This window comes from Vreelandella zhaodongensis (genome assembly GCF_013415115.1).
Classification (GTDB): domain Bacteria; phylum Pseudomonadota; class Gammaproteobacteria; order Pseudomonadales; family Halomonadaceae; genus Vreelandella; species Vreelandella zhaodongensis.
Window position 1 is genome coordinate 93,811 of the sequence record NZ_JACCDD010000009.1, and the last position, 18,355, is coordinate 112,165.

General features: G+C 54.1%; 22 protein-coding genes. 11 read left to right on the forward strand and 11 right to left on the reverse strand.

The features are described from left to right. From HZS79_RS15300 to trmB, 4 genes are all read right to left on the reverse strand, one after another. The gene (locus tag HZS79_RS15300; RefSeq protein ID WP_162218975.1) at nucleotides 1-372 is read right to left on the reverse strand and encodes a diacylglycerol kinase; all 372 of its coding nucleotides are present in this window, start codon (nucleotides 370-372) and stop codon (nucleotides 1-3) included. A gap of 28 nt (nucleotides 373-400) precedes the next feature. Then, nucleotides 401-1,894 (reverse strand): D-alanyl-D-alanine carboxypeptidase/D-alanyl-D-alanine endopeptidase, encoded by a 1,494-nt coding sequence (gene dacB, locus HZS79_RS15305; protein ID WP_238401460.1) that lies wholly within the window; start codon nucleotides 1,892-1,894, stop codon nucleotides 401-403. 83 nt (nucleotides 1,895-1,977) lie between these two features. Further along, nucleotides 1,978-2,307: a DMT family transporter gene (locus tag HZS79_RS15310; protein WP_162218976.1), complete on the reverse strand. Its 330-nt coding sequence runs from the start codon at nucleotides 2,305-2,307 to the stop codon at nucleotides 1,978-1,980. Continuing rightward, on the reverse strand, nucleotides 2,304-2,969 hold the full coding sequence (trmB, locus tag HZS79_RS15315; protein WP_179928303.1) for a tRNA (guanine(46)-N(7))-methyltransferase TrmB: 666 nt from the start codon (nucleotides 2,967-2,969) through the stop codon (nucleotides 2,304-2,306). Before trmB ends, HZS79_RS15310 begins: the two co-directional genes overlap by 4 nt. 210 nt (nucleotides 2,970-3,179) lie before the next feature. Here trmB and HZS79_RS15320 point away from each other — a divergent pair, with 210 nt between their 5' ends. From HZS79_RS15320 to HZS79_RS15350, 7 genes are all read left to right on the forward strand, one after another. Then, nucleotides 3,180-5,066: a beta-ketoacyl synthase gene (locus tag HZS79_RS15320; RefSeq protein WP_162219013.1), complete on the forward strand. Its 1,887-nt coding sequence runs from the start codon at nucleotides 3,180-3,182 to the stop codon at nucleotides 5,064-5,066. Between the two features lie 11 nt (nucleotides 5,067-5,077). Next, nucleotides 5,078-5,557, forward strand: a complete 480-nt coding sequence (gene coaD, locus HZS79_RS15325) for a pantetheine-phosphate adenylyltransferase (protein WP_371829577.1) — start codon at nucleotides 5,078-5,080, stop codon at nucleotides 5,555-5,557. Between the two features lie 66 nt (nucleotides 5,558-5,623). Further along, nucleotides 5,624-5,872, forward strand: coding sequence for a YfhL family 4Fe-4S dicluster ferredoxin (locus tag HZS79_RS15330; protein WP_126942239.1), 249 nt, complete (start codon nucleotides 5,624-5,626; stop codon nucleotides 5,870-5,872). A gap of 12 nt (nucleotides 5,873-5,884) precedes the next feature. Further along, on the forward strand, nucleotides 5,885-7,183 hold the full coding sequence (locus HZS79_RS15335) for an MATE family efflux transporter (protein WP_162218979.1): 1,299 nt from the start codon (nucleotides 5,885-5,887) through the stop codon (nucleotides 7,181-7,183). Nucleotides 7,184-7,323: 140 nt separating this feature from the next. Then, complete coding sequence (locus HZS79_RS15340; protein WP_179928304.1) at nucleotides 7,324-8,634, forward strand: short-chain fatty acid transporter; 1,311 nt, start codon at nucleotides 7,324-7,326, stop codon at nucleotides 8,632-8,634. Nucleotides 8,635-8,691: 57 nt separating this feature from the next. Continuing rightward, nucleotides 8,692-9,216 (forward strand): acyl-CoA thioesterase, encoded by a 525-nt coding sequence (locus HZS79_RS15345; protein WP_162218981.1) that lies wholly within the window; start codon nucleotides 8,692-8,694, stop codon nucleotides 9,214-9,216. Nucleotides 9,217-9,248: 32 nt separating this feature from the next. Next, nucleotides 9,249-10,253: an ion transporter gene (locus tag HZS79_RS15350; protein WP_162218982.1), complete on the forward strand. Its 1,005-nt coding sequence runs from the start codon at nucleotides 9,249-9,251 to the stop codon at nucleotides 10,251-10,253. Nucleotides 10,254-10,273: 20 nt separating this feature from the next. Here the strand turns inward: HZS79_RS15350 and HZS79_RS15355 are convergent, their stop codons facing one another. Next, on the reverse strand, nucleotides 10,274-11,668 hold the full coding sequence (locus HZS79_RS15355) for an aminotransferase-like domain-containing protein (protein WP_179928305.1): 1,395 nt from the start codon (nucleotides 11,666-11,668) through the stop codon (nucleotides 10,274-10,276). A 96-nt stretch (nucleotides 11,669-11,764) separates the two neighbouring features. Here HZS79_RS15355 and HZS79_RS15360 point away from each other — a divergent pair, with 96 nt between their 5' ends. Beyond that, nucleotides 11,765-12,370 carry a LysE family translocator gene (locus tag HZS79_RS15360; RefSeq protein ID WP_179928306.1) on the forward strand — a complete coding sequence of 202 codons (606 nt, stop codon included), beginning with the start codon at nucleotides 11,765-11,767 and terminating at the stop codon, nucleotides 12,368-12,370. Here the strand turns inward: HZS79_RS15360 and HZS79_RS15365 are convergent. Both HZS79_RS15365 and HZS79_RS15370 read right to left on the reverse strand, forming a co-directional pair. After that, nucleotides 12,367-12,720 carry an I78 family peptidase inhibitor gene (locus tag HZS79_RS15365; protein WP_179928307.1) on the reverse strand — a complete coding sequence of 118 codons (354 nt, stop codon included), beginning with the start codon at nucleotides 12,718-12,720 and terminating at the stop codon, nucleotides 12,367-12,369. The genes HZS79_RS15360 and HZS79_RS15365 overlap by 4 nt on opposite strands. A gap of 108 nt (nucleotides 12,721-12,828) precedes the next feature. Beyond that, nucleotides 12,829-12,960 carry an entericidin A/B family lipoprotein gene (locus HZS79_RS15370; RefSeq protein ID WP_009724875.1) on the reverse strand — a complete coding sequence of 44 codons (132 nt, stop codon included), beginning with the start codon at nucleotides 12,958-12,960 and terminating at the stop codon, nucleotides 12,829-12,831. A 178-nt stretch (nucleotides 12,961-13,138) separates the two neighbouring features. Between HZS79_RS15370 and HZS79_RS15375 the strand changes: the two genes are divergently transcribed. Continuing rightward, entirely contained in the window at nucleotides 13,139-13,558 is a 420-nt protein-coding gene (locus tag HZS79_RS15375) for an HIT domain-containing protein (RefSeq protein WP_162218986.1), read from the forward strand. A gap of 44 nt (nucleotides 13,559-13,602) precedes the next feature. Here the strand turns inward: HZS79_RS15375 and HZS79_RS15380 are convergent, their stop codons facing one another. Genes HZS79_RS15380 through HZS79_RS15395 form a run of 4 tightly spaced genes read right to left on the reverse strand, consistent with a single transcriptional unit; the run spans nucleotide 13,603 to nucleotide 16,287 of the window. After that, the gene (locus HZS79_RS15380; RefSeq protein WP_179928308.1) at nucleotides 13,603-14,622 is read right to left on the reverse strand and encodes a nickel/cobalt transporter; all 1,020 of its coding nucleotides are present in this window, start codon (nucleotides 14,620-14,622) and stop codon (nucleotides 13,603-13,605) included. 59 nt (nucleotides 14,623-14,681) lie between these two features. Then, on the reverse strand, nucleotides 14,682-15,344 hold the full coding sequence (locus tag HZS79_RS15385) for a DUF1007 family protein (protein ID WP_202932406.1): 663 nt from the start codon (nucleotides 15,342-15,344) through the stop codon (nucleotides 14,682-14,684). 29 nt (nucleotides 15,345-15,373) lie between these two features. After that, entirely contained in the window at nucleotides 15,374-15,748 is a 375-nt protein-coding gene (locus HZS79_RS15390) for a histidine phosphatase family protein (protein ID WP_162218989.1), read from the reverse strand. Further along, on the reverse strand, nucleotides 15,745-16,287 hold the full coding sequence (locus tag HZS79_RS15395) for a hypothetical protein (protein ID WP_179928309.1): 543 nt from the start codon (nucleotides 16,285-16,287) through the stop codon (nucleotides 15,745-15,747). Before HZS79_RS15395 ends, HZS79_RS15390 begins: the two co-directional genes overlap by 4 nt. Nucleotides 16,288-16,404: 117 nt before the next feature. Between HZS79_RS15395 and HZS79_RS15400 the strand changes: the two genes are divergently transcribed. Beyond that, the gene (locus HZS79_RS15400) at nucleotides 16,405-17,544 is read left to right on the forward strand and encodes a glycerate kinase (RefSeq protein WP_179928310.1); all 1,140 of its coding nucleotides are present in this window, start codon (nucleotides 16,405-16,407) and stop codon (nucleotides 17,542-17,544) included. A gap of 253 nt (nucleotides 17,545-17,797) precedes the next feature. Further along, nucleotides 17,798-18,274: a Dps family protein gene (locus HZS79_RS15405; RefSeq protein ID WP_162218992.1), complete on the forward strand. Its 477-nt coding sequence runs from the start codon at nucleotides 17,798-17,800 to the stop codon at nucleotides 18,272-18,274. Nucleotides 18,275-18,355 lie beyond the last annotated feature (81 nt).

Genomic DNA, 18,355 nt, shown 5'->3' on the forward strand with positions numbered 1-18,355 from the left:
TTAGCCAATCAATTTTTGCCAGCCGAGCAGCCCCCAGGTTAAACCGGCCATGATCAGCGACAGCATAACCGCCGCCGAGCCAATATCCTTAGCACGCCCTGAGAGCTCGTGATGTTCGGTTCCAATACGGTCGACTACGTTCTCAATGGCGCTATTAAGCAGTTCTACAATCAGTACCAGAAACAGACTGCCAACCAGCAGCAGCCAGCTAATGGGACCATCGCCAATCCACCAGGCAAGTGGCAGTAGTACGACGGTAATGCCAACTTCTTGACGAAACGCGGCTTCATTTCTGAAAGCGGCCTTAAGCCCTTTCCAGGAATAGCGCGTGGAGTGCCGTAAATGGGTTAACCCTGTATGGCCTGGCTTCATACCCGTTGCCTCGACGGTAAAATTAATATTAGTTAGCCAATATCATCGCATCTAAATCCAGCGATAGCGGGTCGAGCACCTCAGCCCAGCTTAGGTAGGGCGTGCTGCCACTGCCGTTCACTAATACACTAAAGACGCCCCAGCGGCCTTGGGCTGTGCGGAAATACCCCCCCACGGCGCGAACGGCAAAGGGCTGATTCAGCGTACCGGTTTTCAGCATGACGTGATTCTGAAATGTCGACGACCCACGGCGAATAAATCGCATTACGCCATTGGCCGGCGATTGAAAGGTAGCCACGAAGCTTGGAAAGAGCGCGCTCTGGTAATACATATCTTCCAACATCACATTGACACCGTGGGCCGAAGTACGATTATCCGTCGTCAGCCCACTACCGCTGGTTAGTGTCAGCGGCCCGTGTCCTGGCAAGCTTTCCGCGTAAGCTTCTATTGCTTGTCCCGCTTGACGCAACTGTGCTTGAGGCGTCTCCACCAGATTCAGTGCCAACACATCAGCCATATAGTTATTGGAGTAATGCATAGTTCGCTGCAGCAGCTCTTGCAGTGGTTTACTATCCACTGCCGCTAAACGCTGAGCACCGCTGGGACGTGTTGAGCTGACTCGCCACGGGTCACGCACGGCAACACCGGCCTGGTTCAGCATACTCAGCAATACCTGGGCGGTTTTTTCTGCTGCATCTCCCGCACCGCGGTAAACATCACGTGCCGTCGCATTGGTTGAAATTTGTCCCGTCAAACGCATGACATCGCCGCGCTCATCGGTAATCCGCGCTACACTAATTTCCGTACCACTATTGGCAGGACGCGTGATGACTTGGTTATCAATCGTAATTAACGGCGCCTGGCTATCGCATAACCCCACACGGGCTGGCTCACCCGCAACAGCCGCAGGTGCTATATTCGCGCACCAGCTACCAAAATTGACGCCTGCGGAGGTAAGCGGCGCACTATAGGCATTGGTTACCCGAGTGCGTGCGTTACAGCGATCCGTGGTAATGCACTCCACAGGGCCAAAACGCCACTGGCTAACGACTAACGCGCCATCTACTTCACGCACACCCGCTAACTGCAGGCGCTGTACCAGTCGCCAAAGATCTTCAGTGGTCAGCCCTGGGTCGCCACCACCTTCAAATATCAGGTCACCGTGCAACACACCATTTTCGACACTACCCGTGCTCACTAACTGACTGGTAAAACGGTGTTGGGGGCCAAAATGACTGAGTGCCGCTGCTGACAAATAGGCCTTCGTGACGGAGGCAGGTGACAGCTGACGCTCGGGGTTCAGACTACCTAGCAACGCATTACTGTCGGTATCAAGTAAACGCGCTTCAGCGCTGATTGAAAACCCCTTATTCTGTAGCTGGCCTAAACGGCTAAAGTCAGCGAATACCGCCGAGCTTGCGCACAGCGCAGCACTTGCCACACTGGCAACCAACGCCCGACGCCAGCGACGTGTGGATAACTTAAGCGCAGAGAGCATCTCAACAGGCGACTTCACTTCCATGTATTTATTACCATCCTGATACTGGCTATTTAGAGACTTACTGTTCAGGCACTTACTATATGAGCACGTCACGCTTGTTTACCTCAATGCACGTTCATTTTTGAAAAGACTTGCAGCATAACGACCCCAGCCACAATGAGTCCTATCCCAATCACCGCCGGTACATCCGGCCTCTCACCAAAGACCGCAATGCCTACCAAGGTTACCAATACAATGCCCAAGCCCGCCCAAATGGCGTAAGCGATACCGACAGGCAGCGTCTTTAACACTAAGCTCAACAGGTAAAACGCCACACCATAGCCAATCACTACCACAATGCTCGGGATAGGTCGTGTAAACCCCATTGAGGCTTTTAGGGCACTCGTCGCAATAACCTCGGCAATAATCGCTAGCACCAAGTACACAAAGGTCATGTCCGCTCCAGCGCAACTTGTAACTGCCAAAGTACTTGACCACTTTGGTCATACTTTGCTTCAAACGGCGTTAAATAACTGCCATTCGGGGTCAGCGGTGCAACCGCTGCCTGCTTCCCCGTTACCAGAGCCGTGGCAAGAGCAAACTCTTCAACATACAGCTGCCAGTTGGAGCGCACTTCCAAACACCCGCCCAACGCTAGCAGTGTGGGGAAAACCGGATGCCCATGCCAGCGCATTTTTAAATGCGCGGCCTTTGGGTAAGGATTGGGGTAAAGTAAGTAGTGTCGCTCGGGAGCCCAACCAGCCTGCTCGGCTAAACGCCAAAAATCCACCAGGTCAGCTCGCACCAGCAACGCGTTAGCAGGCAGCTCACCATGGTCACGCCCCAGCCTATCCTCACTACGATCAACGCCAATCACGACGTGCCCAGGAAACTGTGCGGCTAAACGACGTGTCGAAAGACCCACACCACAGCCGGCATCGAGAATTAATGGCGCTTGCTGCTTGTGAAGCCACCTATGCGCGTATTCAAAAGCCTGTTGCGTATGCGCAGCGATTGGCTTTCGCAGTGGGTTTTCCAAAGCACGCGCTACCCGACGGGCCACATCTTGATGCGGGCCTGGCTGATTGGAAACCACGGGTCTTGATGTATGCTGCATGCCATCCCCTGCTTAAAAAAAGCATGATTCTAACAGTCTCACGCGCACGCGGCATGACGCCGTTGCACGCCCGGTGCTATGATCATGTCCGAGTATATTATTAAGCTCAGGTGAGCAGCTCTTTTTTGCTATGCGCCTGACAATAACTGTTATTAAAAACCACCGCACCACGAGGAACCCGGCTTGTCACACTTACCGGTGATTGTCGGCATGGGCGGCATCAATCCCGCCGGCAGAACCTCGGGCCATCAGGCCTTCCGCCGCACCGTGCTTGATGCACTTCCTGCTGACCAGCAGCGCCAAACACTTGAAGGCTTGGCGGCGCTTATGCGCCTTGCCGAGCATTCCGATAACGGGTGGCATGATAGCGCAGGCCAGCCCATTGACTCCCCTGCACAAACGTTGCGTAGTCAGGTGCTTAACCACACGCTGATTCGTCGCAATGAAGATCCGCGATTTCTCTCGCCTGGTCTCCCTGCGAACCGGCAGGCCAACATGGAGCTAGCCGAACCGCTACGTTTTACATTGCGACGACGGCAGTTGCCTGAATGGTTGCCTGAAGGGTGGCAGGTGGAAAACATTGACGCCAAAGAAGTAGCGGTCACTGTGCCTGCAGGCATCTTTAGTGCTCTGCTGCCTGACGCCTTAGAGCCGAAGGTACGTGCAGCTGCTCAGTTACCCAGCGGCTTTGATCCTGCAAGCCTTTACCGTAGCGTGCACCATCCACGCGGTCTGTCCATGGCCGTATTTGCGGCCAGTGACTGCCTTGGTGCTAGCGGACTTGCCTGGGAATCAATTCGCCAGCGGCTAGATCCTGACCATATTGCCGTTTATGCAGGCAACTCCATAGGTCAGTTGGATGACCAAGGCTGGGGGGGGTTGTTAAAAAGCCTAGTCAGCGGTCAGCGCGCCTCGTCTAAACAGATGCCGCTGGGTTATGGGCAAATGCCTGCCGACTTTCTCAATGCCTATGTGCTAGGCAGCGTGGGCAGCACCGGCGCGGCGCTGGGTGCCTGTGCCAGCTTCCTATACAACCTACGTTTAGGTATTGATGATATTCGCGCGGGCCGCTGCCGAGTCGTTATGGTGGGCACGGCAGATGCGCCGATCACTCCAGAAATCATCGAAGGCTTTCGCGCTATGGGCGCACTGGCAGATGACGCCAGCCTGAAAGCCCTGGATGCCCTTGAGCTGCTCACCGACGCCGACTACCAGCGCGCCTGTCGCCCGTTTGCGCGCAATTGCGGCTTCACCATGGCAGAAGCCAGCCAGTTCGTGCTGCTAATGGACGACACATTAGCGCTTGAGCTAGGTGCCGACATTTTAGGCGCGGTGCCTGATGTGTTTGTTAATGCCGATGGCTTTAAGCGTTCTATTTCTGCACCCGGCATTGGCAACTACATCACCCTAGGGAAAGCAGCCGCCTTAGTAAAAGATATGCTGGGCGAAAAAGCGCTCAAAGAGCGTACTTTCCTGCATGCCCATGGCACTAGCACGCCCAAAAACCGCACCACTGAATCCCATGTTTTCGATGAAATTGCCCGAGCAAACGGCATTGATAACTGGCCAGTGGTTGCCATTAAAGCGTTTATCGGCCACTCCCAAGGTTCCGCGGCTGGCGACCAACTGGTTAGCGCGTTAGGTAGCTTTGCCCATGGGTTACTGCCCGGTATTCCGACGCTGGATGCGGTCGCCCACGATGTTTACGCCGAGCGTCTATGCTTCTCTACTGCGCCACAAGCGTTTAATGCCGATGCTGCCTTTATTAACGCCAAAGGCTTTGGCGGTAATAACGCCACCGGCGTTGTGCTCTCTCCACACGTGACCGAGCGCTTGCTCACCCAACGGCACGGTAGCGCTGCCATTACCGCTTGGAAAACACGACGGGAGGCCGTTCGCGCAAATGCTGCGGCTTATCTAGCTGATGCTGATCGTGGCCGCTACACCCCCCGCTATCAATTTGGTGAAGCGGTGTTGGAAGGCCCAGAGCTTGAGATTCATGCCGACCGCATTCATATCCCTGGCTATGAGCACGCCGTTTCGCTCACAGCGGATAACCCATTTGGTCAGCTTGATGAGGAGGAGGCGCCAACGTGAACAACCATCGCGTGAATATTGCCGTCTACCCAGGCACTTTTGATCCTATTACCAACGGTCACTTTGACTTGATCGAACGCGGGGCGCGGATGTTCGATAAGGTGGTCATTGCGGTTGCTGCCAGCCCCGGCAAGCGGCCTAGTCTTGAATTAGAAACGCGCATCACACTGGCCCAAAAAGTGTGTGCTTCGCTACCCAACGTAGAGGTCATCGGCTTTTCAACGCTGTTGACCACCATGATGCATGAACAAGGGGCGACGATTATTTTGCGCGGTCTGCGGGCCGTCTCGGATTTTGAGTACGAGCTGCAGCTAGCCAATATGAATCGCGCGCAAAACCCTGAGCTTGAGAGTGTGTTTCTGACGCCAGCGGTGGAAAACTCTTATATTTCGTCGACCATTGTGCGCGAAATCGCCAAGCTGGGGGGCGATATCTCTCCGCTTGTTCATCCGCAGGTCGCAGAGGCACTGCATAAGCACTACACTACCTAACCATATTGTTGAGTAAAACGCTCGGGTATTAAAACCTGGGCGAAAAGCCATTCGTGAGGTATGTCCATGGCCCTGATGATCACCGACGAATGCATTAACTGCGACGTCTGCGAACCTGAATGCCCCAATGACGCCATCTCCCCAGGCGATGAGATTTACGTTATTGACCCCAATTTATGCACGGAGTGTGTCGGTCACTTTGATGAGCCCCAGTGCCAGCAAGTGTGCCCCGTTGACTGTATTCCCCTCGACCCAGAGCGTCCCGAAACTCACGAGAAACTCATGGAGAAGTACCGCATTATTACTGCAGCTTAGGGCCTCTGCGACGTGCGTATTTGGACCCTTGCTTGGCCAATTATTCTTTCGAATATCACAGTTCCCTTACTAGGGCTTGTCGATACCGCCGTAGTCGGGCATCTACCCGACTCTCGCTATCTGGCGGCTGTAACCCTCGGCGCGACGCTGTTTAGCTTTCTCTACTGGGGGTTTGGCTTTCTACGCATGGGCACCACCGGCCTAGTGGCCCAGGCGATTGGGCGCGAAGCAGATAGCGATGTACGCAACTTGTTAGGGCAGTCACTCATCATGGCCGGCGTTATCGGCACGCTGCTGATTGTGTTTGGCTCGCCGCTGATTTCCCTCGGCCTATGGCTGCTAGATGGCAGCGAAGCAGCGACACCGCTGGCACGTGAGTATGCCGAAATACGGCTCTGGTCGGCTCCTGCGGTGCTGGCGAACTACGCTATCCTTGGCTGGTTTTTGGGCCAACAAAACGCCCGCGTTACGCTGATGATTTTAGTGCTAACCAATAGTGTCAATATCGTGCTCGACCTTTGGTTTGTGGTGGGGCTAGGGATGACCAGTGGCGGCGTCGCCCTGGCCAGCGTGATTGCCGACTACAGCGCACTCGCTTTTGGCGGCTATTTAGTTCTGCGCCAGCTTGGCCATCTGGAAGGCTACTTTCAACGGCAGCGGCTTTTGGTGCTATCAGCCTACTCAGCACTGTTTAATGTCAACGCCAACTTGTTTGTTCGCACGTTGGGGCTGCTGTTTGCCATGGCCTTTTTTACCGCTCAAGGGGCACGCCAGGGCGACACCGTATTAGCCGCCAACGCCGTATTGCTTCAGTTCATCATGCTCACCAGTTACGCACTCGATGGCTTCGCCCACGCAGCGGAATCACTGGTAGGCCGTGCTTATGGACGACGGGACTGGCAAGAGTTTGCCGCCACAGTAAGAGCAGCCGCAGCATTCTCATTCTGGACAGCTGCCGCTGCAGCGGTTGTGTTTGCGTTAGGTGGTAACTATCTGATTGCTCTGCTGACAGGGCTGACTGACGTTCGTGCCACCGCCGCGAGCTACCTGCCCTGGATGGTAATAATGCCGCTTATTGCAGTGTGGAGCTATTTACTTGATGGCGTTTTTATCGGCACCACCGCCGTACGCGAAATGCGCAACAGTATCTTTATCGGTTTAGCGGTTTACTTACCCGCTTGGTGGCTGTTCCAAGGGCTTGGCAATCACGGGTTGTGGCTAGCCTTCACGCTCTTTACACTCACGCGCTCTACCGTACTGATTGCCTACTATTATCACTATCGCCAAGCCCACTGGCGACCACACCGTTGAAGTTCATCACGTTGGATTGATGCCAATTACGCTAACGTGAAAATGGCGCCCCTAACAAGCCCACTGACGATAGATGAAAAGCACAGTGTACCGCCGTATATTAGCGCCGTATTTCCTTATAACGAATAAAGAGATCACTCATGCTAAAACTCATCTCAAAACCAGCCGTAAAGCTGGTCGAGCGCTATTTGCCAGACCCCTATATCTTTGTTCTGCTCCTCACGTTAATTGCTTCCGTGGCTGCCATCGCCGTTGAGCGCCAAACGCCGCTGGCCGTACTACGCATGTGGGGCGATGGCTTTTGGGGGCTACTTACCTTTTCGATGCAAATGCTACTGGTATTGGTCACGGGCTTTATGCTGGCAAGCTCACCACCGGTAAAACGTCTTCTGCAAAAACTCGCCAGCACGGCGAAAAGCCCTGGCGGTGCGATTATCCTGGTCACACTCGTTTCGCTCGCCGCCAGCTGGATTAACTGGGGGTTTGGCCTAGTTGTCGGTGCACTATTTGCCAAGGAGCTCGCCCGCCTAATACGGGTAGATTACCGACTACTGGTTGCCAGCGCTTACTCTGGCTTTGTGGTGTGGCATGGTGGTCTCGCAGGCTCAATTCCGCTCACCATTGCCACTGAAGGCCACTTCTCTGCCGATCAGATCGGGGTTATTAGCACCGGTTCGACAATTTTCGCGTTCTTTAATCTAGCCATTGTTGTCTGTCTGTTTGTAGCTGTACCGCTGGTTAACCGCTTGATGCTACCGGACGAAAAAGACAGCGTGTATGTGGATGCCAAACTGTTAAACGATGAGCCTGAGCAGCAAGGCCGCATTACCCGCCCTGCAGAAAAGCTCGAAAATAGCGTGCCGCTAGCCCTGCTGGTGGGTGTTCCAGGGCTACTGTTTCTGCTCGACCACTTTCTACTCCGTAGCGGTGGCTTAAACCTGAACGTGGTTAACTTTCTATTTCTATTCCTAGCCATTGTGCTACACCGCACACCGCGCAACCTGCTAAACAGCTTAAATGAGGCCATTAAAGGCGGCGCGGGAATTGTTATTCAGTTCCCCTTCTACGCAGGCATTATGGCCATTATGGTGCAGTCGGGTCTGGCCCAGAGTATGTCCGAGTGGTTAGTCTCATTTGCCACAGCCACCTCCCTGCCGTTCTGGTCATTCCTCAGCGCAGGCATTGTGAATCTGTTCGTTCCTTCCGGCGGTGGTCAATGGGCCGTTCAGGCGCCCGTCATGCTACCTGCCGCAGAGGCGCTGGGTGCTGATATTTCGCGCGTGGCCATGGCCGTTGCCTGGGGCGACGCTTGGACGAATCTACTGCAGCCTTTCTGGGCATTGCCTGTGCTGGCGATCGCCGGTTTGAAGGCGAAAGACATTATGGGCTTCTGCCTGATTCAGCTGTTTATCACCGGCATTATTATTTCTGTTGGCTTAGTATGGTTCTAACCGACTGTCTAGCTCCCGCCCTCTGGGCGGGATTTTTGAGCCCTAAAGGTTTTATCCATGTCAGACACTCTCGCTGAACACAGCGCCCTGCCCGGCCAGCATGAACTCTCCATGACGGTTTTAATGACACCCGACATGGCCAATTTCAGTGGCAAAGTGCACGGCGGTGCTATTCTTAAAAAGCTCGACGAGGTGGCCTACGCCTGCGCAAGCCGCTATTCAGGCCACTATGTCGTCACACTTTCCGTCGATCAGGTACTTTTTAAACAGCCAATCCACGTCGGCGAGTTGGTAACGTTTTTAGCCAGCGTTAACCATGTGGGACGCTCTTCCATGGAAATCGGGGTTAAGGTAGTGGCCGAAGACATTCGTGAAAAGCTGATTCGTCACACCAACAGCTGCTATCTCACCATGGTGGCCGTTGATGCCGATGGCAAACCAGCCATCGTGCCACCGCTGGCGCTGGAAACCTCGCTGCAGAAACTAAGGTTTGAAAAAGCCGCGCTACGCAAAAAGCTGCGTAAGCAGGCCGAGCAAGAAGAGCAGCTCGCCCACCTTAATCACCACCAGCAGCACTCTTAACGCTAAGCTACACCGCCAAGCAAGGAGCACACATGCCCGCCAGGGAGCGCTACCCACACCTACCCAAATCCGTTGAGTATGCGCATATCGGCTGGGATTTTTTTATTCTGGCGGCGGTGGTCATTAACCTAAGTCTGCTGCTATTTGACTCGCTGTTTCTGATTGAACCGATTAACCAAGCCATTGCCAGCATCACCCCCGGCTTTCACGACGCTTACGACACCGTGATTCACAGCCGTTTTATCACCATCGATTTGTTTTTTGTCGGTATCTTCATAGCGGATGTACTGTTGAGCTGGGCGGTGGCGATTGCCGAACGGCGCTATCACCGCTGGTTTTTCTACCCGTTTGTGCACTGGTACGACGTACTTGGCTGCATTCCGCTTGGCGGGTTCCGCTTATTGCGCGTTCTACGCGTGGTGTCACTGTTAAACCGGTTGCATCGACTGCGCTTAATTGATGTGACTAAGTGGTCTAGCTACCGCTTTTTTGCCAAGTATTACGACATATTGTTGGAAGAGCTTTCGGATCGCATTGCACTGCGCCTGCTTGGCAATGTACAGCAGCAGGTCGTCGCCAGCGACTCGCTTACTGAACGGGTCATTGACCGTGTTCTCATGCCCCGTAAAGCCCAACTAATTCACGAAATATCCCAACGGCTGGAAGCGACGGTGGGCCAAGCCTACCAACAGAACCGTATCGCTATCATGGCGGCCATTGATGACTTGGTGAGCCGGACACTGAAAGAGAGCCCAGAAATTCAAAAGCTGCACCGCTTACCTATGGGACAAACGGCCTCCAACGCCATGCAAGCATCGCTTAGTGGGGTTGCCCAGCGCTTGGTGGATGAGCTGGCCCAAGGTATCCATTCAACGGAATTTCGCCAACTCATCGAGCGTACAGCGGAAAGCGGCTTCGATAGCTGGCTAGCCGTTGATGAAACCAGTGCCCATGTAACTGAGCAGGTGCTCTACGATATTCTCGAAATGCTGAAAGACCAGGTACGCCAGCAACGGTGGAAAGGCCGCTATGAGTAGCTTGGTTATTAACAGCCCTGTTATACGGTAACGGTGGCCAGCGGTGGCTGAGCAAGACATTGCTTAATCACCGTCAGTGCCTGGTTTAACATTTGCCTGTCAGCAGCAGCACCAATACAAATCCTGATTGCCTGAGGCGCAGGCGCACTGCCCACGCAAAAAGGCTCAGCACTAGAGACTTTAACCCCTTGCTGCTGTAGGCGTTCACACAGTTCTATGGCGCGAGCCCCTTCAGGTAATGATAGCCAAACGTTGCTACTTTTAGGCCGCCCACTCAAGGTATAACCAAAGAGTGCCTGTGTGGTTAGTTGCTGCCGCACAGCAAGCTCATCGGTTTGCCACGCAAGTAAAGAGCCTGCTGCTGGCTGTGCAACCCAATGGCAGGCAATATCGACCATCAGTGGCGGCACCATCCAGCTCTGTGCTCTTAGTCCTGCTGCAAGGCGCTCAAGCAGTACGTCAGGTGAGCGAAGGACTCCTATGCGCAACCCGCCCGCCAATACCTTTGTTGTGCTGAAGACAAACAGCGTACGCTCTGGTGCTAGCTGGTAAAGCGGAGTGCCGCGTTGCTCAACAGGCAAATACTGCACACCGTCTTCAAGCAACCAAATATCATAGCGCCGAGCAAGCGATACTAACCGTTCACGCCGCTCCTCGCTAAGGCAAACCCCAGTAGGGTTATTCTGATCAGGCGTCACATAAATTAGTCTTGGTGGCTGGCGAGCACACTGCGCTTCCAGCGCATCCATGCACATGCCCTCTTCATCAAAGGCAATGCCTACCATCTTCAGGTGTGCTTGTTGGGCGGCGCTTATCGCGCCAGGATACGTCAAAGTATCAGCGGCGATTAGCTCACCAGGGCGCAGCAGCGTACTGAGTACCAGACTAATACCATGCTGGCCTCCCTGGGTAATCAACAGCTCATCCGCTCTCAATGTCATACCCAGTTGCTCTAGCCATCTCGCCAAGCTCTCACGGTGACCTTCGCTCCCTCTGGCATCCAGATAGGAGACTCCACGTGTCAAGGCTGCAGGAGAGCTGCTTATCACGCTCAACGCGTCACTAAATGCCTGCTGACGAAGCGGATGAGGCGGCGGCAAGCTTAGGCTTAAGTCGATGATATCGCTGTTATCACTTGGGTTCCACGCCATGTCAAAAACCGTTCGTGGCGCATGCTGCCTAACGTAGGTGCCACTTCCTACCCGTGCATTAACCCAGCCGTGATGCTCAGCCTCAGCATACCCACGAGTAACAGTGCCTACGGTTACTCCTAACGCATCCGCTAAGCGACGCTGCGGCGGCAAACGCTCTCCCGGGGCAAGCTCACCTGTCGAAATGGCAGCGCCAATGGACTGGGCAATGGCACGGTAGCGTGGCCCAGAGAAGCTCTCAAGTGAAGGCACCCAAATTGTCATGGTGACAATAAAACCTTTGACGTAGATTTGACGGCCATTATGCTTACAAAAGCGACCAAAAAACAACCCAACCACAAAATTGTATGGATACAAAAAATGAGCAACGAATGGTTACTGCTTGGGCCTGTGGCACTTTATATGATGTCGATGACACTGACGCCTGGGCCAAACAACATTATGTTGACCGCCTCTGGAGCGAATTTTGGTTTTCGCAGAACCATGCCTCATATGTGGGGTATTTTAGGTGGCTGTTTTCTACTGTTTTCAGGCATTGCCCTGGGGCTTGGCGTACTGTTTGAGCGCTTCCCAATGGTACAGATAGCACTACGCTGGGTGGGTAGCGCTTATTTGCTGTATCTCGCCTGGAAGATTGCCTCCGCACCACCGCCAAATCTCAACACAACCCAACACGGGGTGCCGCTGACCTTCTGGCAAGCGGCGATGTTTCAGTTTGCCAACCCCAAGGCATGGGTGATGGGGCTGGCATTAATGGCGGGATTTCTACCTGAAAGTGGTCAGCCAGTCGTTAACGCGCTGGTGCTAGCGGGTTTTGCAGAGATGGTAGCCCTGCCATGCATAGCCCTATGGGTTGCCTTTGGCAGCGCCATAGGACAGTGGATTAAAAGTGATGGAGCATGGCGTTTGTTTAATATCACCATGGGACTGCTAACCGCCGCCTGTGTCATATTAATTCTACGTTAGCCGCAGCGCAGCGCTTCAATCATGTCGTTGCTTTCTAGCAGGATATTTAGGCGATCTTCTCGGTAATCCATGGTCGCGGCGCTGTTAGGCCTGAGCACACGCACCTGCCGGGCACCACTTTCGCTTTGTAGTGTCGGCACGCTAGCTTCATCAAAAGAGGTGCCAATAGCGTGCTGAATGGCCTCTGCATCACACACAGTCTCAGCAGAGGCCGCCCCCTGCCCAACGGTAGGCGGCGCAGGAGCAGAAATATCGTCAGGTGCGCCAGCACATGCCACTAGCAAGACAGATGCCAGTACCACAGAGAGACTGCACACGCCTTTTTTTGCGCCACGTATTACGTCATTCATTGAAACGTTTCCTTGTTTGGCCAATGGTTACCCCAATATGCAAAACGGGTTAGGCAACTATGCCTAACCCATTCATTCACGCCAAGAAGCATACGCTATAAAAAAATATTAACTCGCTGCGTCCTGAACAGCTTTTCCTCCCTCTTGGACGTCTTGTCCTGCACCAGAAATCGTATTGCAGCCCGCTAAAGCACCCGCAGTCATCAGTAAAATAAAGCTGGCAGCCAATAGTTTTTTCATCACTGTTCTCCTTAACAAGTCATTCAGCATCGGGAAGCTCCTACGGAAGCCTTTCCGTATGGGAGTGCTTTCAGCGTAACAGATTTTTATAATTCCGCCTGTTTTGGCATATTCTTAGCCAGGGCGAGCCGAATCAGTACCTGCTATGCTAATCCTCATCATGTAAAGGAGTACTGACTTGAAAACGTTTGAACTTGACCCACGGCTAGAAGCAGACACGTTCCCGCTTTGTGATCTACCGTTATGCAGTGCGCTAATGATGAACGATGCCCGCTATCCCTGGGTGGTGTTAGTGCCCAAAGTTGCCTCGGTTAGCGAAGTCTTTGAGCTCAACCAGGATGATCAAGCGCAGCTTTGGCGTGAAGCAGCCGCGCTGGGCGCCACGATGAAAGAAGCCTTTCATGCCGATAAGATTAATATTGCCACACTCGGCAACGTAGTCAGCCAACTGCATATCCACGTGGTAGCACGTTACCAAGATGATGCTAGCTGGCCTGCGCCGGTGTGGGGTAATGGCACTCCCAAGCCTTACGATTTAACCCGACAAGGTGAGCGACGTGCCCAGTTACTTGCTCAAATCGAGGGGCTAACGCTCTAGCCTTTTATTGCGATTCACAATACGCAGCTATTCACAATAATCAGCTACTCCCCAAACACCGCTGGGCCCTGCCTAGGCGACGGTGCGTTAAGTAACGGGTCGCCGGCAGGCTGAGCGGCACCGGCCAAGGCCAGCGATACGCCCAGGGCAATGATCACAGCGCCTCCCATTAACGCTACCCAACCAGCGACTTTTTCAACAATGTGTTGGCTACGCTGTTTTTGGAGGCGTTTCGTTGCCCACCCTCTCGCCACGATACTCGCTAAGGCAAGTAGCGAGACCGTTATCCCTGTACCTATCGACATCGCAATGACGGATGCAACGCCTACATAGAACTGCCCTAACAAGCTGGCAGCTCCGACCATTAATACCGCCCCTGTACACGGGCGCATCCCAATGGCGCCTACTGTCATTAGCGCAGTGCGCCAATCAAGCGCCTGCTGAGGCTCAATATGATGGGCACCACCACAGCAATGAGTATGGTGGCCATCGTGCTGATGGCTGTGGCTGTGGCTGTGGCTGTGGCTGTGGCTGTGTTCAACATCCTGGTGCTGGCCATAGGCTTGCCGCAGCTGCTTAACCGCCCGCCAACATAGCCATATCCCTAACAACGCCACCAACATGAAGCTCGCCTGCTCCACCCAGACCACGCTGCCCATGGCTTGTCGAGTAACCCAACCAAGTCCGTGTACTAGCACCGCTACCATCGCGATAGCTGTCACCCCCTGCAGCAGCGATGCTGCAAAGGATAGCCCCAGCGCCCGGCGGGTAGCACCGCCGTGAGAGGCCAAGTAAGTCGCCAACACCGCTTTCCCATGTCCAGGTCCCGCGGCGTGAAAAACACCGTATGCGAAACTTACACCGAGTAGTGTCAGCCACGTCTCAGTGGAGGGCGTGCGAGACAATTCGGTAATCGATAGCGTTAACGTGCGGTGTAAATCTCGCTGCCAAGCCAAGAGCTGATAACTTACCCCCTGCACATTCGCTTGCACAGTAAACACCAGCAACGCCGCGCCTAGAACGACGAGCGCTCCCCATGCCAGTTGTTGCCGCGTTAAAGGCATTATCCCTCCACCTAAAAGTTATAAAGTAACACTTTATACACGACCTTCAGTGTATGCCGCTAGAGGCATTTAACACGTCCAGTTTCAGCAAAATGACGACCAAGCCCGGGTTCCCCCTGCTCATCTACATCTAGCAACGCTGCTTGCATGACCAGCTCAGGATCGGGGTTGGCGGGTATAATACTGAGCGAGCAATCTGGTTCGCCGTTATGAATCAGCGCCTGCTCTGAAGGGCTTCCCCCCTCTTCTTCATGCACTACTTCGATATAGTAAGTTGGGTCAAACACTTGATACTCCAGTGTTCGGCCTGTCAGCGGTTGAGGTGACGCCAACGGTAAAACAAACATAAACGTTAAGCGGCTGTTGCGCTCCAGAGCTGTGTACTCGGTCACATCGCCTAACGCCTGGGGGCGCCCGTCGATGCGAATTTCGGTGAAATAGTGCTGCTGAGAGAGGTTGTCGCGGATGTCACTACCCAGCTGATCGAGCCCCTCTTCTAAGCTAGCGCCTGATACATGCTGAAGCTCTTCAAACACCACCAAACTATAAAAAGGATCCATCTGCCACGTTTGGTGTAGCCCCGTCGCCACCCCTTCGTCGTCAGTAATTACCCGAACGCTAAGATCTATCCAGCCATGGGGGTGAGCCATAATGGCATTGCTGCCCAGGGCGCTAACGACACCTAGCGCTAACGCTCCCCAGTAGGAACGCGATGTTTTCAATAAAGCACCTCGCTTTGGTAATACCACTCTCACGGCAACTCTCCCAACTTATTTTGCAGCGCAACTAGCCATGGATCTAACACATAGGGCGGCAGCGGCTGATTACCTCGCAGAGCCGACACGCTGACTCGGCTGCCACTCAGTTCCTCTGTTACTTTTAGCTGTAAACGGTACCCTGGCCAGCGAGCCAGACTGGCTTCAGCTCGTCCTAAGGCTAGGTCGGCGTGTCTGACCACATAACCTTGTTCCATCATTAGCTCAACGGCGGCACGCAATGTTTGCTCTGCAGAAGCGTTATAGCGCAACTCCCGCTGCTCTAACGGCTGTGTGGCGGCGCAGCCTGCCAGCATTAAGAGCATCAGCAGAGAACATGTACTGAAAGAGGCTCGACGAAGCATTTTCATAGCGCTCCCTGGAAACGTAGGCAGAAATCATCATTGCTCGCGTTATATGACTCGCGAAGGTCTCCAAGTGGGTCAAACCGACGAATATCGCGTGAGATACGTATAGCGTCCCCCCTTGCTAGCAGAGACACACGCTCAACCTCAACCGCCTGATGGCCTGGATGACCGCCAACTCGACCACCCACCCCAAGGCCAATACTGGAACCTCGACTACCCAGGCCAAAGCCACCAAATACTTGCATATTGCGCCCATAGCCAAAGGCGTTGTCGTAGGGGTCGTAGTAACCGATCAAATTACGCTGTCGGCTCGCGGTTACCAAACCCAGCTCAGTGTCTGTTGTCTCCAGCTCAAAGCCCCACTCCTCAAGCAGCGTAATACTCCGCGTGAGTGCATCGTGGGAACCCGCTGTTTGGCTGGCGGGGAAATAACAGGCGGCCGAAGGGGCAGGCTCTGCTTGAGGCATGCGCGCTGGCACCGACTGACAGCCTGCCAGCACCAACAGGCACACTATGCTTATAGATACTGATACTGTCTTCATAATCATTCCTCTCGCCGCTGATGCGGCTGGTGTGCCATTGAGCAGCGCGCTAAGCTCGTCTTACGCCATAACAATGCATGACCACACGCTGAGACAACGTTTTTAGGAGGTTGTGCGATGAATATACTGATTTGCCCCGATAGTTTTAAGGATGCCGTTAGTGCCCAGCAGGCGGCTAATGCAATGGCACGTGGTGTAAAGCGAGCCGCACCGACGGCAACGACTCACCTTTGCCCAATGGCTGATGGCGGCGAAGGCAGCTTGGACGCGCTGATTGCGGCAACCAACGCCGAATGTCGGCACCTGACCGTACAGGATGCATTAGGGCGTCCTCGCCAAGCATCATGGGGCTGGCTGAGTGAGCAGCGTACCGCGTTTATCGAACTGGCAGAAGCTAGCGGGCTACAACACCTTACTGCCCAGCAGCGCGATGCCCTGCATACCACCACTTACGGTGTCGGTGAGCTCTTGCTTGCCGCCTTAGATGCCGGAGCCACCAAGGCATTGCTTTTTTTAGGAGGCAGCGCCACTAATGATGCTGGCGCTGGGATGCTGCAGGCGCTTGGAGCTAAGCTATTAGATCAGAACGGCGCCCCGCTTCCTCCCGGTGGCGCAGCGCTTGAACAGCTTGCCATACTGGACTTATCCACACTCGACCCACGCCTAAGCAAATTAAGTGTCGAAGCCGCCGTGGATGTGGACAATCCACTGCTTGGCGACCGAGGGGCGAGCGCTGTCTTTGGCCCACAAAAAGGCGCATCTACTGAAGATGTCGCCACCCTTGATCGAGCCCTTGGCCACTTTGCCGACCTGAGCGCACAAGTGCTTGGCCGCGATGATCGAGCATTATCAGGCGCGGGAGCGGCTGGCGGTATGGGGTTCGCTGCCCATTGCTTTCTCAATGCCACGTTAACACCAGGCATTGAGATAATTATGCAGCAAGCCAAACTGCCCAGCCTACTGCCTGGGATTGACCTGGTGATGACTGGAGAAGGCCGCCTGGACGGCCAAAGCCTCTCGGGCAAAACGCCCATTGGCATTGCCCGCGCCGCACAGCGCCAGGGAAAACCGGTGATTGTGCTCGCTGGCAGCCTAGGCGACGGATGGGAAGCCTGCCTAGAGGAGGGAGTCACCGCGGCCTTCGCCCTTGCCGATGGCCCAATGACGCTTGAAGATGCCTTGCCACGTACCGCTGAGTTGCTGGCCGCTCGCTGTGAGAGCATTACGCGTCTATGGCTAGCACGACAAACCGAGTGATGACTCTTGAAAAACCATCCAGGTGCCTACACATCCTTTAGCAGACACGCATATTCGCGGCTGCCTTTGTGCACCACGGTATTGTGTCAGCGATGAGTCAGCCGTCGCCAGCTCACCGCCACGGTAATGGAATAGCGCTATTATCGCGATGCATAAAACTTGTTTTGCAGCGCAATGTTAGCGCCGTAAGCTAAATCAAACGATTTGATGACCGCACTGTGTAAGAGCGGTTCCAACCATGGAGGAGCACCCTATGAGTGATATGAATAGCATTGGCCTACACGAAGGTAGCGCAAGTCAATTGGCTGAAAAGCTAAACCATTTGCTAGCTAACTATCAGGTTTTCTACATGAACGTTCGCGGTTACCACTGGAACGTCAAAGGTAACGACTTCTTTGAACTGCATGCCAAATTTGAAGAGTTTTACACCGACCTGTTGACCAAGGTAGACGAAGTTGCTGAACGCATCCTAACGCTAGGCCACACCCCGATTCACGCCTACAGCGACTATATAAAACTGTCTCGCATCCAGGAAGATAAAGACGTTCACGACGGGAAAACCTGCGTAAAAGGGGTATTGGCTGGCTACCAAACGATAATCGAACTACAGCGAGAGTTGCTGTCCATCGCATCGGATGCCGATGATGAAGGGACTGCGGCCCAAGCAGGCGACTATATTCGCGAACAGGAAAAAACCGTGTGGATGCTCAACGCCTATTTGGGTAAATAAGCGCAAGCTAACTAATACAGCACCTGTACATAGCGCTTTCAGACATAACAGCTCACAAAAACGGCACCTTCACGGTGCCGT

Coding starts and splice junctions, on each gene's coding strand:
- HZS79_RS15370 (WP_009724875.1), bottom strand. CDS start 12,960: ATGAAAAAACTATTGGCTGCCAGCTTTATTTTACTGATGACTGCGGGT.
- dacB (WP_238401460.1), bottom strand. CDS start 1,894: ATGGAAGTGAAGTCGCCTGTTGAGATGCTCTCTGCGCTTAAGTTATCC.
- HZS79_RS15320 (WP_162219013.1), top strand. CDS start 3,180: ATGGGCGGCATCAATCCCGCCGGCAGAACCTCGGGCCATCAGGCCTTC.
- HZS79_RS15340 (WP_179928304.1), top strand. CDS start 7,324: ATGCTAAAACTCATCTCAAAACCAGCCGTAAAGCTGGTCGAGCGCTAT.
- HZS79_RS15400 (WP_179928310.1), top strand. CDS start 16,405: ATGAATATACTGATTTGCCCCGATAGTTTTAAGGATGCCGTTAGTGCC.
- HZS79_RS15300 (WP_162218975.1), bottom strand. CDS start 372: ATGAAGCCAGGCCATACAGGGTTAACCCATTTACGGCACTCCACGCGC.
- HZS79_RS15390 (WP_162218989.1), bottom strand. CDS start 15,748: ATGAAAATGCTTCGTCGAGCCTCTTTCAGTACATGTTCTCTGCTGATG.
- HZS79_RS15360 (WP_179928306.1), top strand. CDS start 11,765: ATGAGCAACGAATGGTTACTGCTTGGGCCTGTGGCACTTTATATGATG.
- HZS79_RS15380 (WP_179928308.1), bottom strand. CDS start 14,622: ATGCCTTTAACGCGGCAACAACTGGCATGGGGAGCGCTCGTCGTTCTA.
- HZS79_RS15330 (WP_126942239.1), top strand. CDS start 5,624: ATGGCCCTGATGATCACCGACGAATGCATTAACTGCGACGTCTGCGAA.
- HZS79_RS15395 (WP_179928309.1), bottom strand. CDS start 16,287: ATGAAGACAGTATCAGTATCTATAAGCATAGTGTGCCTGTTGGTGCTG.
- HZS79_RS15405 (WP_162218992.1), top strand. CDS start 17,798: ATGAGTGATATGAATAGCATTGGCCTACACGAAGGTAGCGCAAGTCAA.
- HZS79_RS15365 (WP_179928307.1), bottom strand. CDS start 12,720: ATGAATGACGTAATACGTGGCGCAAAAAAAGGCGTGTGCAGTCTCTCT.
- HZS79_RS15350 (WP_162218982.1), top strand. CDS start 9,249: ATGCCCGCCAGGGAGCGCTACCCACACCTACCCAAATCCGTTGAGTAT.
- HZS79_RS15310 (WP_162218976.1), bottom strand. CDS start 2,307: ATGACCTTTGTGTACTTGGTGCTAGCGATTATTGCCGAGGTTATTGCG.
- HZS79_RS15355 (WP_179928305.1), bottom strand. CDS start 11,668: ATGACAATTTGGGTGCCTTCACTTGAGAGCTTCTCTGGGCCACGCTAC.
- trmB (WP_179928303.1), bottom strand. CDS start 2,969: ATGCAGCATACATCAAGACCCGTGGTTTCCAATCAGCCAGGCCCGCAT.
- HZS79_RS15345 (WP_162218981.1), top strand. CDS start 8,692: ATGTCAGACACTCTCGCTGAACACAGCGCCCTGCCCGGCCAGCATGAA.